Annotated in this window: 14 protein-coding genes and 1 pseudogene; 9 read left to right on the plus strand and 6 right to left on the minus strand. The window is 57.0% G+C overall.

All coding sequences use genetic code 11. The features are described from left to right. The first annotated feature begins 236 nt into the window (after positions 1-236). The 8 genes from QZ332_RS07635 (at position 237) to QZ332_RS07670 (ending at position 8,337) form a co-directional block, all read left to right on the plus strand. Positions 237-1,415 carry a sugar ABC transporter substrate-binding protein gene (locus tag QZ332_RS07635; protein ID WP_295764240.1) on the plus strand — a complete coding sequence of 393 codons (1,179 nt, stop codon included), beginning with the start codon at positions 237-239 and terminating at the stop codon, positions 1,413-1,415. Positions 1,416-1,529: 114 nt separating this feature from the next. Then, the gene (locus QZ332_RS07640) at positions 1,530-2,546 is read left to right on the plus strand and encodes an ABC transporter permease (RefSeq protein ID WP_295764241.1); all 1,017 of its coding nucleotides are present in this window, start codon (positions 1,530-1,532) and stop codon (positions 2,544-2,546) included. A gap of 13 nt (positions 2,547-2,559) precedes the next feature. After that, complete coding sequence (locus tag QZ332_RS07645; protein ID WP_295764242.1) at positions 2,560-4,119, plus strand: sugar ABC transporter ATP-binding protein; 1,560 nt, start codon at positions 2,560-2,562, stop codon at positions 4,117-4,119. A gap of 13 nt (positions 4,120-4,132) precedes the next feature. Beyond that, on the plus strand, positions 4,133-5,140 hold the full coding sequence (locus QZ332_RS07650; protein WP_295764243.1) for an ABC transporter permease: 1,008 nt from the start codon (positions 4,133-4,135) through the stop codon (positions 5,138-5,140). 83 nt (positions 5,141-5,223) lie between these two features. After that, positions 5,224-5,808 (plus strand): glucose-6-phosphate isomerase, encoded by a 585-nt coding sequence (locus tag QZ332_RS07655; RefSeq protein ID WP_295764244.1) that lies wholly within the window; start codon positions 5,224-5,226, stop codon positions 5,806-5,808. Between the two features lie 42 nt (positions 5,809-5,850). Further along, positions 5,851-6,972 carry a glycerol dehydrogenase gene (locus QZ332_RS07660; RefSeq protein WP_295764245.1) on the plus strand — a complete coding sequence of 374 codons (1,122 nt, stop codon included), beginning with the start codon at positions 5,851-5,853 and terminating at the stop codon, positions 6,970-6,972. 63 nt (positions 6,973-7,035) lie between these two features. Then, complete coding sequence (locus tag QZ332_RS07665) at positions 7,036-7,662, plus strand: bifunctional 4-hydroxy-2-oxoglutarate aldolase/2-dehydro-3-deoxy-phosphogluconate aldolase (RefSeq protein WP_295764246.1); 627 nt, start codon at positions 7,036-7,038, stop codon at positions 7,660-7,662. A 342-nt stretch (positions 7,663-8,004) separates the two neighbouring features. Continuing rightward, positions 8,005-8,337, plus strand: a complete 333-nt coding sequence (locus QZ332_RS07670; protein WP_295764247.1) for a helix-turn-helix domain-containing protein — start codon at positions 8,005-8,007, stop codon at positions 8,335-8,337. 237 nt (positions 8,338-8,574) lie between these two features. Here QZ332_RS07670 and QZ332_RS07675 read toward each other — a convergent pair. From QZ332_RS07675 to QZ332_RS13805, 5 genes and pseudogenes are all read right to left on the minus strand, one after another. After that, positions 8,575-9,105, minus strand: a pseudogene (locus tag QZ332_RS07675) (site-specific integrase); the annotation flags it as partial. Positions 9,106-9,181: 76 nt separating this feature from the next. Further along, complete coding sequence (locus QZ332_RS07680) at positions 9,182-9,511, minus strand: hypothetical protein (RefSeq protein WP_295764248.1); 330 nt, start codon at positions 9,509-9,511, stop codon at positions 9,182-9,184. A gap of 118 nt (positions 9,512-9,629) precedes the next feature. Beyond that, entirely contained in the window at positions 9,630-10,067 is a 438-nt protein-coding gene (locus QZ332_RS07685; RefSeq protein ID WP_295764249.1) for a PIN domain-containing protein, read from the minus strand. Beyond that, the gene (locus QZ332_RS07690) at positions 10,064-10,279 is read right to left on the minus strand and encodes a type II toxin-antitoxin system Phd/YefM family antitoxin (protein ID WP_295764250.1); all 216 of its coding nucleotides are present in this window, start codon (positions 10,277-10,279) and stop codon (positions 10,064-10,066) included. The genes QZ332_RS07685 and QZ332_RS07690 overlap by 4 nt, the downstream gene beginning before the upstream one ends. A gap of 143 nt (positions 10,280-10,422) precedes the next feature. Then, on the minus strand, positions 10,423-11,580 hold the full coding sequence (locus QZ332_RS13805; RefSeq protein WP_363324031.1) for a C39 family peptidase: 1,158 nt from the start codon (positions 11,578-11,580) through the stop codon (positions 10,423-10,425). Positions 11,581-11,996: 416 nt separating this feature from the next. On the opposite strand from QZ332_RS13805, the gene QZ332_RS07700 reads away from it, so the two are divergent. Continuing rightward, positions 11,997-12,401, plus strand: a complete 405-nt coding sequence (locus QZ332_RS07700) for an MmcQ/YjbR family DNA-binding protein (RefSeq protein WP_295764251.1) — start codon at positions 11,997-11,999, stop codon at positions 12,399-12,401. On the opposite strand, the gene QZ332_RS07705 is transcribed toward QZ332_RS07700, so the two are convergent. Beyond that, a partial coding sequence (locus tag QZ332_RS07705) for an HD-GYP domain-containing protein (RefSeq protein ID WP_295764252.1) occupies positions 12,383-12,975 on the minus strand: 593 nt, incomplete at its 5' end. The genes QZ332_RS07700 and QZ332_RS07705 overlap by 19 nt on opposite strands.

Genomic DNA, 12,975 nt, shown 5'->3' on the forward strand with positions numbered 1-12,975 from the left:
TAATAATATAGCACAAAATCCCGCAACTTAAATTGTATATTACACACAATATTACTATGGCAGATGAAAATGTAATTGACAATTCAAGGGAATCATACTATGATAACTACAACGGAATGTTACTACATTACATCATTCAAACCAAACCGTGCATGACAGTGGTCCTGTTTGGCAAATACGGCTTCCTGCCGTTTTGTAACGGTCTATACCGTTAAATCACATTTAGGAGGATGGATATGAAGAAATTGCTCTCACTGCTGCTGGCTCTGGTCATGGTCTTGGCCCTGGCTGCCTGTGGCGGCGGCTCCAAATCCCCGGACGCTCCCGCGCAGGGAGGCGCGTCCACCACCGAGCCTGGTTCCACTCCCACTCCCACTCCCGCCCCCGCCGACATCGACTGGTCCACCTGGAAGATCGACCCCTCGCAGATCCCTCAGGAGAAGCTGGACACCACGCTCTACCTCGCCACCTCCGTCCGTGACCCCTCCAGCCCCTACATCGCCACCGTGATCGGCGGCATGGACAAGTTCGCGGAATATCTGGACAGCATTGGCCAGAAGTATGAAAAGCAGGTCCTGGACTCCGGCGGAGACTCCACCAAGGAAGTCGAGAACATGCGCCAGTTCGCGGCGAAGGCCAACGGCAATGCCATCGCCTACGCCGACCCCAACGAGAACACCATCGCCTACTCCCTGGCCGAGGCCATGGCGGAGTCTGGCGGCTTCATCGGTACCGCTTGGAACAAGCCCGACGACGTGGGCCCTGCGGACCTGAATCCCAACTGGGTGATCCACACCTCCCCCGATGACGCCGTGAATGGTTACAACATCGCCGTGGCGCTGTTCAAGCATATGGACGGCAAAGGCAAGATCTTCGTGTGCCAGGGCATGCTGGGCAACTCCGCCGCCATTGGCCGCTACGAGGGGCTGCAGAATGCCCTCAAGGAGTATCCCGACATCGAAGTGGTCGGCGACGACACCGGCAACTGGCTCCCCGACCAGGCCATGGCCCTGGTCGAGACCTGGCTGACGCAGCATCCCGATGTGGGCGGCGTGTGGTGCGCCAACGACAACATGGCCACCGGCGCTCTGCAGGCCCTGGATAACGCCGGTCTGAAGGGCAAGGTCGGCGTCGTGGGCATCGATGCGAACACCGATATCGTCGAGGCCGTCCGTGACGGCAGCGCCGTCGCCACCGTCTCCTCCAACGGCTACCTGCAGGGCGGCTACACCATGGCCATCTGCTACGCCGCGTGGGCGGGCCTGATCGACGTGGAGTCCCTCCCCGACTCCTGCCGTGAGTTCGCGACGCCCGCCAAGCTGATCGACTCCCCCGAGGCCGCTGAGGAGTACCTGAGCGTAGCGCCTGAGTTCGACTATTCTCAGATCTTTGCCTGCAAGGCGGACGAATTCTAAAAAGATCCGTATAGCATCATTTGAACTGAGGGCTGGGTCCGATGGCCCAGTCCCCTTTCTTCTCTCCCCGGATCCCGGTGCCCCAGACATCTCAATAAAAATGGAGCGATGATTATGGTGAAATACAATCCCTCTTCCACCATTCAGGAAGAATTTGCCGAACGAGTACGCCAGGAGCACCGAAACGCGGTCGTCATGAAGACCGCCCCCATCTTCGTGCTGGTGGGATTGGTCCTGATCTTTACGCTGATCAATGGTGTCGCGTTCCTCAGCCCCACCAACCTGGTGAATCTGCTGAATCAGATGGCGCTGCCCCTGGTGGTGGCCCTCGGTCTTACGTTCGTCATCATGCTGGGCAGCATCGACCTGTCGATCGACGGCACCGTCGGCATGGCGGGGTCTCTGTTCGCCTGCTTCGTGCTAAACAACCAGTTCGCCAACGACTTCGGCGTCTGGGGCGCTCTGATGGCTATCGCCGCCAGCTGCGTGTGCGGGCTGGTGGTCGGGCTGTGCCACGTCTACCTGCGCATCCCCTCCTTCATGGCGTCCTTCGCGATGATGAATATCTGCAAGGGCATCGCGGTTTTGTCCTATCGCGGCCAGTTCCCCACCATTGAGGACCCGCTCTTCGTCTCTTTGTCCAAGGCCCAATGGCTGGGGATCCCCTTTATCACATGGGTAGCCGTCCTCATGTTCGTGATCTGCTGGTACATCCAGGAATACACCGCTTTCGGCCGCCACATCTACGCCGTGGGGACCAACGAGAGCATTCCGCGCTCTGTGGGCGTCAGTGTCGAAAAGGTCAAGGTCGGCGTCTTCACCCTGGCGGGGCTCCTGTTCGGTGTCGCGGGCGTCCTGGGCGCCATCCGCCTGGGCTTTGGCCAGGTCGTCATCGGCGACGGCAAGATGTTCCCTGCGCAGGCCGCTGTCGTCGTGGGCGGCACTGCGCTGTCCGGAGGCAAGGGCGGCGTGGTCAATACGATCGTGGGCGTCCTCATCATGACGGTCCTGGACAACGGCCTGATCATGACGGGGATCGACCCCAATATCCGCACGGGCGTACAGGGGATCATCATCCTGATCTCCGTCATCCTGACCGCCGCGCGGGGCGCCAAGGTCATCAGTAAGTAGGAGGTGAGGGAGAATGACAGAGGCATTACATAACAAAACAGCTGCGGAGACAGCAGAGCCCATCTTCAGCGCGAAGGAGATCACGAAGGTCTTTGGCGGGACCCATGCTCTGAAGGGTGTCGAACTGGAAGTCCGCCCCGGCGAGATCGTTGGCCTGGTGGGGGAAAACGGTGCGGGCAAGTCCACCCTGCTGAAGATCATCATCGGCGCGCAGCCCCAGACCGGGGGGACCATGACGCTCCGGGGGAAGCCCTATGAGCCCAAGAACCCTATGGACGGCAACAAGGTAGGCATCGGCATGGTCTTCCAGGAGCAGTCCCTGATCGTCAATCTGAACGTGGCCCAGAATATTTTCTTCGGCCATGAAAATGAGTTCAAGGTCGGCCCCGTCGTCAACTGGGGAAAGATGAACCAGGCCGCGAAGGAGGTCCTGGCGGCCGTGGATATCACCGACATCAATCCCACCCGGAAGGTCAGCGAGTTGAACTTCGCCACCCGTCAAATGATCGAGATCGCCAAGGTCATGAACATCACCAAGCAGTCCGGCGTGGACCACTGCCTGATCCTGCTGGACGAGCCCACCTCCGTCCTGAACGAGGAGGAGATCAAGAACCTGTATGTCCAGATGCGGAAGATCTCCAGCCAGGGCCACTCCATCATCTTCGTGTCCCACCACCTGGACGAGATCCTGAGCTTTACCGACCGCATCTATGTCTATAAGGACGGCACCTCCGTCGGAACGCTGGAAACCGAGGACGCCACAGAGGCGAAGCTGTACGAGATGATGGTGGGCAAGGGCACCAGCAACGAGTACTACCACCTGGACCGTCAGACAGTGCCCCAGGAGGAGGTCCTGCTGGAGGTGAAGGACCTGTGCAAGCACGCGGCATTCAAGCATGTGTCTTTCCAACTGCACCGCGGCGAGGTCTTGGGGCTGGCAGGCGTTGTGGGTTCCGGTGTGGAGGAGATCTGCGAGGTCATCTGCGGCGATGAGAAGCCCACCCACGGCGAGGTGCTGGTCCACGATCGGAAGATCGATTTCAAGAATCCCCGCCACGCTCTGAAAGAGAGTATCCTGATGATCCCGAAGGAGCGTTTGTTTGAGGGGATCGTCGGGGGCCTGTCCGTAGAAGAGAACATCGCTCTTTCCAACATGGATGTGCTGGCCAAGGGCTTCTTCATCTCCGAAAAGGCAGTCCGCCGGCAGGCTGAGAGCTGGATCGACCGCCTGCGCATCAAGACCAGCGGCCCCAAGGAGCTGCTGATGCAGCTCTCCGGCGGCAACCAGCAGAAGGTCGTCTTCTCCCGGGCGCTGGCCTCGGAGGCGGAGATCGTCATTTTGAACCATCCCACCCGCGGCGTCGACGTGGGCGCCAAGGAGGAGATCTACGACCTGATCCGCAATATGACCGATGCCGACAAGGGCGTCATCGTCCTGGGTGATACCGTGGATGAGTATCTGGGCCTGTGTTCCCGCCTGATCGTCATGAAGGACGGCGTTATTACCGGTGAGTTTGACGCTCCGGCTGAGAAGAAACCTGAACAGGCTGCCATCGTCAGCCTGATGATGTGAGGAGGCCGAAAAGATGAGCACAAATATCGGACATAAACTGACAAAGCAGTCTGTGATGGACAACATCACCAGATACTTGAGCGCCTCCGCGATCATTATCCTGCTGGCGGTCATGACCGCCACACAGGACAACTTCCTCTCCGCATACAACCTGAAGAACCTGCTGCGGGACCCCGCGCCGCTTCTGATCATGGCCGCCGGCATGACCATGGTCCTGATCATCGGCGGGATCGACCTGTCCATGGGCGCCGTATGCTCGGTCTCCAACGTTCTCTATGTGCGCCTGATGCTGCTCTACGCGGAGCGCTTCGGCAGTCCCGTGATCTTCGGCATCATCTGTACGTTGATCTGCCTGGTGTTCGGCGCCCTGTCTGGCCTGGCGCTGGGGCTCATCCAGGCGAAGCTCAAGGTGCCCTCCTTCATCGCCTCCCTGGGCTTCATGTCCGTGTGGCAGTCTGTGGCGCTGCTGATCACTCCCGCCCCGGAGGTGATGCCCAAGGTCTTGTGGCCCTCGATCACCTGGTACAAGATCACAGTGGCCGAGGTGATCGGCCTCCCTCTGCTCATTGCCATGCTGTTGGTCCTGGCCGTCTATGCCCTGACCAAGTACACCGCCTTCGGCAAGTCCATCTACGCCATCGGCGGCAACGAGCGCACGGCACGCATCTCCGGGATCAACGTGGAGAAGACCAAGGTGTCTGTCTTTGTGGTCTCAGGCATGCTGGCCGCCCTGGCGGGGGTCTTCCTGATCGCGAACCTGAAGTCGTCCTCGCCCTCCACCGGTGAGCCCTACACCCTGCAGATCGTCGCATCCTGCGCACTGGGCGGCACATCTCTCGCGGGGGGCAAGGGCAGCGTCCTGGGTACGATCCTGGGCGTTTTCACCGTGGCTGTCATCAACAACAGCATGACCTTCGTGGGCATTGATGCCTATTGGCAGAACGTGGTGTTCGGGGCGTTTGTCCTGGGTGCCATCGCCCTCACCGTTGACCGCAAGACGAGGGGCCTGATCGTCAAGTAATCCCATGGAGCTGCCGCGGGCGGGCCCTGTGATACCGGTCCCGTACCGCGGCTCCAAATGATAGTTGTATAGGAGGTTTTCCAATGGATAGCAAGACACCCTTTGTATTGGATTTCGATCTGGTGAAAGGCTTTTGCAAAAGCGGCAAAGTAAAGCCCATCTCCCGCAATATCTCCAGCATGGTCTCCCAATTTGCCGATCCTGAAGCCGCCCAGGCTTTGGTGGACAACGGCGATCCCCTGCTGTATGAGTTCTATGGGCTGGATCTGCCCGATGATGACGCAGGTGTCCTGCAGTTTGGCACGACGATCCTCTATCCCGGCAAGGTGGGCGATGAATACTACATGACCAAAGGCCACTTCCACACCATCCTGGATACCAGCGAGGTTTATTACGGCCTGAGCGGCAAGGGCCTGATGCTGATGGAAACGCCCGAGGGAGATGTGGAGTGCCGGGAGATCGGCGCCGGCGACGCCCTCTATGTCCCGGGCCGGTGGGCGCACCGCAGCATCAACACCGGCAGCGAGCCTCTGGTGATGTTCTTTGTCTACCGCGCCGACGCGGGCCACGACTACGGCACGATTGAGGAAAAGGGATACCGTAAGATCGTAGTCGAGCGGAATGGCAAGCCCGTCCTCCTGGACAATCCCAAGTGGGCGGAAAAGTAGTGGTGTCCCAACTGACACGATCATGTTTTGGAGGTAATTCAAATGCCGATGCTGACCCGTTCCACCAGAGCATGGGGCTCGCCCAGCCGTTACATACAGGGCCGCCATGAGCTGGATAATATCAGAGAGTACACCGAGATATACGGCCGCAAGGTCTTCTTCCTGATCGACCCCTTTTTCTACGCCGGTATGAGGGAGCGGCTTGAGGCCGCTTATGCCGGCAGCAGCAGCGCCATCCAGTGTGAGCAGCTGGGAGGCCAGTGTTCGGAGGCTGAGATCCTCCGCTGCACAGAGGCGGCCAGGGAGCTGGATCCCGATGTGGTCGTCGGTATTGGCGGCGGGAAAACCATGGATACGGCGAAAGCCGTGGCCGACAACTGCGGTGCCTTCACCGTCATCGTCCCCACCACCGCTTCCACCGACGCGCCCGCCATGGGGCTGTCCGTGGTTTACACCGAAGAGGGCGAGCACGTCGGAGCCCGCCACTACAGAAAGAATCCCGACCTGGTCCTGGTGGACACCGACGTGGCTGCCAAGGCCCCTGTCCGCTTCCTGGTCGCGGGGATCGGTGACGCTCTGGCCACCTACCCTGAGTGCCGCGCCAACAAGCGGTCCGCCTCCCCCAACTATGTGAACACCGGGTTCCATCAGACCATTGCCGGAATGGCGGTCTCCAAAGCCTGCCACGAGACGATCCTGGCCAAGGGCGTCCGTGCGAAGCTGGCCGTGGAGAAGGGATTGGTGACGAAGGATGTGGAGGATGTCATCGAGGCCAATACGCTGCTGTCCGGACTGGGGGTCCAGAACACCTCGTGCGCGGGCGCCCACTCCATCGCGGAGGGCATCACGGTCCTGCCCCCCTGCGCGCGGCTGCTCCACGGCGAGGTGGTCGCCTTCGGGATCCTCGTCCAGCTGATCGTGGAGGGCGCGCCCGCCGCGGAGATTGATGAAATGGCGGACTTCTTCGATCAGGTCGGCCTGCCCACCACCTTTGCGGATCTGGGTATCGCGGATGTCTCCGATGAGGACATCATGAAAGTCGCTGAGGCGTCCATGCACTCCTACTGGGATGTGGAGCCCTTTACCGTTGATCCCCAAATGGTGTTCGACGGCATCAAGATGGCGAACATCCTGGGCATGAGGAAGAAACAGCTGTCCCCCTAACAGCCGGATGTACCGGCCTACGAGACCGATCATGGTATTCTGTGCAGATAAAGGAGAACGAATATGGATATCCTGGAAAGACTGGCAAATTCTATTGTCGTCCCTGTTGTTGTTCTGGATAAGGCAGAAAACGCGGTCCCCACCGCAAAAGCCATGGCGGCGGGCGGTGTCGACACGATGGAGATCACCTTCCGCACTGCCTGTGCTCCCGAAGCCATCAAGGCGGTTTCTGAGAACTGCCCTGAGATCCTGGTGGGTGCCGGCACGGTCATCGATTTGGAGCAGTGCAAGCTGGCTGTGGAGATGGGGGCGAAGTTTATCGTCTCCCCCGGTTTCAGTGAGGAAGTGGTCAAGTGGTGTGTGGAGAACGGCGTCGCAGTCACTCCCGGCTGTATCACGCCCACGGAGATCATGAGCGCCGTGAAATATGGCCTGAAACTCATCAAGTTCTTCCCCGCCAATGTTTATGGAGGGCTGAACGCCATGAAGAACCTGTCCGCGCCCTTTGCGGACATCAAGTTCCTGCCTACCGGGGGCATTAACGCCGCAAACATCAAAGAGTACGTTGACGCCCCCTTCATCCACGCGGTGGGCGGAAGCTGGGTATGCCCCAAGGCGGATATCGCCGCCGGGAACTGGGAGAAGATCACACGGCTCTGTCAGGAGGCAAGAGCCAACGCACGTGGTTGAGGACGCAACATAAGATGCTTGGCAGTTCGCTATTTTATTATACTAGGGGAGAAATAGACGAAACGATACCATAGGGATACACCTTATCAAACGCAAGGAGGGCGAGGGGCTACATACGAATACTTCTTGAAACGCAGGCGGCTTTTGAGCTGCCTGCGTTTCATTTTCTCTTCGACAAATCTCTGCCAAATTCGCCCTTTCGTAGGAGCGAACTTGGCAGAGACTTGTCTTTTTTTGTGGCCACATTGTCAGTTATCGTCTGAATATATTCGAACTCCACTGTTTTAGTCGATTTATCCTCTCATTAGCATACAACTGGCAGCCGTACACAGCGGAATACCCGTGATCCCCGATCTCGCATTTCAAAATTTTAAGATCAGGGATCACAAAAATGCTTTTGACATAGAAAAGATCAGAAATCGCATCCGGCAGCTCCGCAAGGATCAGGGGATGACACAGGTGCAATTAGCGGCAAAGTTAAATATTGGCGACCGACACTTGCGAAAAATTGAAGCTGGAGAGAAGGGACCCTCTATCGATATCCTGATTGAGATCGCCGCTCTGCTTGGCGTCTCTCTGGACTACATCATCATGGGTAAGCAATCGCAGAGTGACCTGAAGCAACGACTCTATGCTTTGATCCAAAGTCTGTCCGTATTGGCAGAGGAACTGTAAGCGGCTCCAAAATGGCCGACAAACCGGCCGCTGGAACCTAACAAAATGTTCTGTTTTATTTTAAATCAAAATATAGTTTTTGACTATCTCTTTATAAGTTCTCATAAGCCGGTATAGCCTGTATTTACAGGCTTTCCGGCATTTTTCAAATCGGAAGAAGCTCTTATATATTCTCATTTCCCCTCATGTTTTCGCGTCCAAAAGTAGTAAATCAAGTAGTAAAACCTCTATCTACTACTAAGCAATCAGCCGTTCCATTTCTGCCATTGCGCTATCAGAGGTAGCATGGGCGTAATAGTTCAGCGTCATGTTGATGTTGGAATGTCCCATGATATACTGCAATGCTTTCGGGTTCATTCCGGCGTTTGCTAAATTGGTACAGAACGTATGGCGTAGGGTATGCGGCGTTGTCACTTTCGGTAAGGCTTCCTCATGGCTTTTGTTGTACTTCTTCACAAGCCCCCGGAACATGGTTTCATAGTTGACTGCTACTTTCGGCAGCCCGTTCCGGTTAAGGAATAAAAATCTGCTGTAACCGCCGACAATAAAATTGTCTGCCCGCCCTCTGTCATTCAGCACACGCTTGAACGCTTCATAGACTTTGGTACTCATTGGAATTTGTCTGATACCGCTTTTTGTCTTTGGCGTTTCAACATGATACCCAATTCCCGATACTTTCAAAAGCTGGTGGTCTACGTTGATTAGCTTATGCTCAAAGTCAATATCGTTTTCAGTCAGTCCGCAGAGTTCAGAAATGCGAAGCCCTGATATGCCTGTATCTATTGTACCACATTCAAGGCTCGATTTCACTATATAACTTTCAAAGAATAACTGAAGCACATTGCTATGTAACTTCGGTTTTCTCACAAAGCCTTCTCAGTGGATGCCCCTCCGCCGTAGGGAGACGCCAAAGCAGATACTGGGCATACAGAGACTCAAAGCCCGCTTCGGTGATCTGGCCGCAGCACTCAGCGGGGTCGATCTGCTCCCCCGCCAGCTCGTAAAACCGCTGAACCGGCAGGATGACCGGCTGGCCGTCCCGGTCGACAGCCAGCAGGTAGCCAGGGTTGTCCGTTTCTTCCTGGCAGGAGATGTGGACGGTGTTTCTCCAGCTGCCAGAGCAGGCGGTCAGGAACAGGTATAGCTGTTTCGTGGATGAAGTCATATTTTGCATACTATTTGTGTCTCCTGTCTGTGAAAATATGAAGCTGGGTATCACAAAGTATCCGCTTAAACGGGAAACCGCAGCCTCAAGAAATGAGACTGCGGTTTCCATTCTTTGTGATGTGATACTATTCTAAAGGTTCCTCGCCGGAGGACATGAGGTATTCCAGAAATTCGCCGGGGCTGAAGACAGGAACAGGAGACTTGGCATAGTCTTTTTGATTCCGTGTCACGATACCGTCAACAGAGGCTCGTTTCGCGGTCTCGACCATAACAGCATCCTCAAAGTCGGAAATATCTGAGGACAGTGATTGCAGGACATCTATTGCCGCACTGTCCAGCATACCAACTATCGTCAGCAACGCACGCAGGTTTTTTCGGGATTCCTCATCGCTGTGGGTACATCTGTGACTGATATAGTAGATGTCTGTGGCGGACTTAGCGGTGATATAGCCGGCAAACAATTCGCTGGCCGCCGCACGAAAAATACGGAGTGCGTCATCCGCAAAGGGTTCCCGCTTTTGAAGAAAGTCTATCGCCACACAGGTATCAATTAACACTTTCATATCTTCCCCAGCCGCTCCTCCCGGGCCTCCTCCAGCGTCATTGTCGTAGGAATGCTACCAAATAGGGCATCTACCGCATCAAGTTTATCCTGATATGGCGAAGTAAGCCGGGCCACAACCTTCCCATTGCGAGTAATAAAAATGTCCTCCGATGCTGCAAGCAGCAGATATTTTCCCAGATTAGCCTTCAATTCCGTCGCAGTGATTGACATATCAATACCTCCTCCCACTTGACTGTGCTCCTCTGCTACATTATACCCAAATCGTCCGAAATAGTCAAGTAAATCGTCCGATATGCCAGACGTAATCTGCGATGTGCGGGCTGGCCTTTATGCCCCAATTTACAAGAAACTCCTCATAACCCTATAATCCAGAACGGGCCTCCCGCTCCCGCTCGTTTGCTGGCCTCATTCAGAATGATGGACAGGTCCCACAGCTTCTCGCTCCGCCGATAGCTGGCTGGGTCAGCCACCATGATCTGCCCGTCCTGTACGCCCCGGAGGACAATGAAGTGCCCGCCGGAGGTAAAGTGCTCCTTGGTCATAATGGCGACCACCAACTTCCCGTCGCTCAGGGCATCCAGGATGCGCTGCGGCTCCAAGGCGGTGCAGCCCTCTACGTTCAGCCCCCATGCCTGAGCCGCGCTGGGGATCAGGGAGTGGTAGGAACCGCTCTTGCTGCACCAGCCGCCGTTTTTATAGGCCCACTCCGCCATCTCCACGGGGTCAACAATGTCGTCCGTCAGAGAGGACACCACGATGGACATGGAGGTGGGGCCGCAGCCGTAGCCGCCGATGTTGTCTGTGCCGTAGGGCTTATTGGCCCAGCGTTCGTCCAGCTGGTTGAAGTAGACGACCTCCGTAGCGCCGTCGGTAAAGCGGATGTTCCCCAGGGAGGCAATGGTAGTGCCGCCGTACTCGGTGTACTGGAACATCCCATCGCCCAGGAACAGGCTGAGGTTCTGGGCGTAGTCCCCGGCCAGCGCCTTCTGATCATCGGTCAGGTGGAACACTGTATCGGCAAAGTAACCCTCCCCGTTGTAGGAGAGGGTGTAGATGTACCAGGTTTCCTCCTTCGTCTCCACCACGTCTGTGGTTTCCGGGTCATCATCCTCCACCGTCCGGGTCTCGCTGGTGCGGGTGTAGGAGTAGAGACTGCTCTTGCCCTGCCGGAGAACGGCCTGCATATCCGCCAGGGAGATGGTGTCCCAAGTCTCGCCCTTGGCAGCACAGTATTGGGCGATAAAGGAGTTGGTGTTGCTGCTCATGTCGGAGGCGTAGGGGTTGACGACCTCATAGTTGTCGCCGCCGGTGGTGGCGAAGTCCTGGGCGATCCGGGCCTCCGCATCGGTGATGCCCTCGCCTAAAACCTGATTGACTGCAAAGGCGATGTCATTGGTGTTCTGGACGATGGCAGCATTGTCGTTGAGGATGGGCTGTCCGGCGCTGCCGCTGCTGGTCAGGCCGCCAAAGATCAGGGAGGGCAGCATGAGGATGAACAGCACTGGGAGCATGAGCAGAACAGCGATGGCGGCGAGGAACTTCTTGCCGTGCTGCGCGACATACAGGGCAGCCCCTGCGGCAGCCCCGTATGGCCCACCCACCGCCGCGCCCTTTGGGCGGCGGAGATGGCCTTGCCGGTCTTGATGGCCCCATGGATGGTCTGGGCAGTGCTGGCCGCTTGGGACAGGCTGCTTTTTTCTTCGTTGTTCAGATTTGAACACCTCCATCTTGTGTATCAGTCACATTTCTGCTATAATATCGCGGGTGATGGAATTGATTTATGCTTGTGACAACTGCCATTTTCTTTTCAGCCGCGCCAGACAGCCGGAGCAATGCCCCGACTGCGGCAAATACGCTGTCCGTGAAGCAACTGAGGCAGAGCGGCAGGAGTATGAAGAGCGGCTGAAGGAGCCGAGGGAGATATAAAATGGCCCATTCATCGCAGCGTGAGCGCATCACGCAGTACATACAGGATACCTACGGGTCGCAGGCGGAATACCTCTGGGCGGACAGTCCAGGGAACGCAATATTCCGTCATTCTGCCAGCAAGAAATGGTACGCCGCCTTGATGCGCGTCCTCCCGGAAAAGCTGGGCTTGACGGGAGTGGAAGCCCTTGATGTTATGGACATTAAATGCAGCACCATCATGATCGGCTCCCTGCTCGCCACAAAAGGATTTCTCCCAGCGTATCACATGAATAAGAACCACTGGATTTCCATTATCCTGGACGAGTCCGTTCCTGACGATCAAATCATTCCACTGCTGGAATTGAGTTATGACAGTGTTGCGACCAAGCGGCGGAAGAAGCGTCCTCAGCCAACGGAGGGATAGACTGCCTGACAAATGGCGCCGGTATGCTGGGCAAAGCAGGCCAGGAGCAGCGGGTCAAAGACGCCACAGGCCCCGGTCACGATCATCTTCCCGGCCTGCTGCGGGGTGAACGCGGGCTTATAAACCCGGGGATGTACCAGCGCGTCAAAAGCGTCCGCCAGCCCCACCACCTGTACCCAAGGCGTGATGCTATCCCCGGCCAGCTTGTCAGGGTAGCCCGTACCGTCCCACCGCTCATGGTGGTGGCGGCAGACGTCACAGATGGCGGGAAACACTTCGCATTCCCGCAACTCCGGCACCCGCTCCAGCAGAGTACAGCCTTGGGTGTTATGGGTCTTCATCACCTCGAACTCCTCTTTCGTCAGGGAGCCGGGCTTATTGAGAATTTCCTGCGGGATGGCCCGCTTGCCCACATCATGGAGCAGGGCCAGTGTGGAGTACAGCCGGATTTCCAGAGCGGACAGGGCCGGGATCACAGCGGCGGCGGAGCAGACCCGCAATAAGCCGTCAGTCAGGTTTTGGAACTGTACGCTGTGGGGCGCGTGGTCAATGAGCAGCTGCTCCCGGCGCAGGA

This window comes from uncultured Oscillibacter sp., from assembly GCF_910584465.1.
GTDB lineage: Bacteria > Bacillota > Clostridia > Oscillospirales > Oscillospiraceae > Oscillibacter.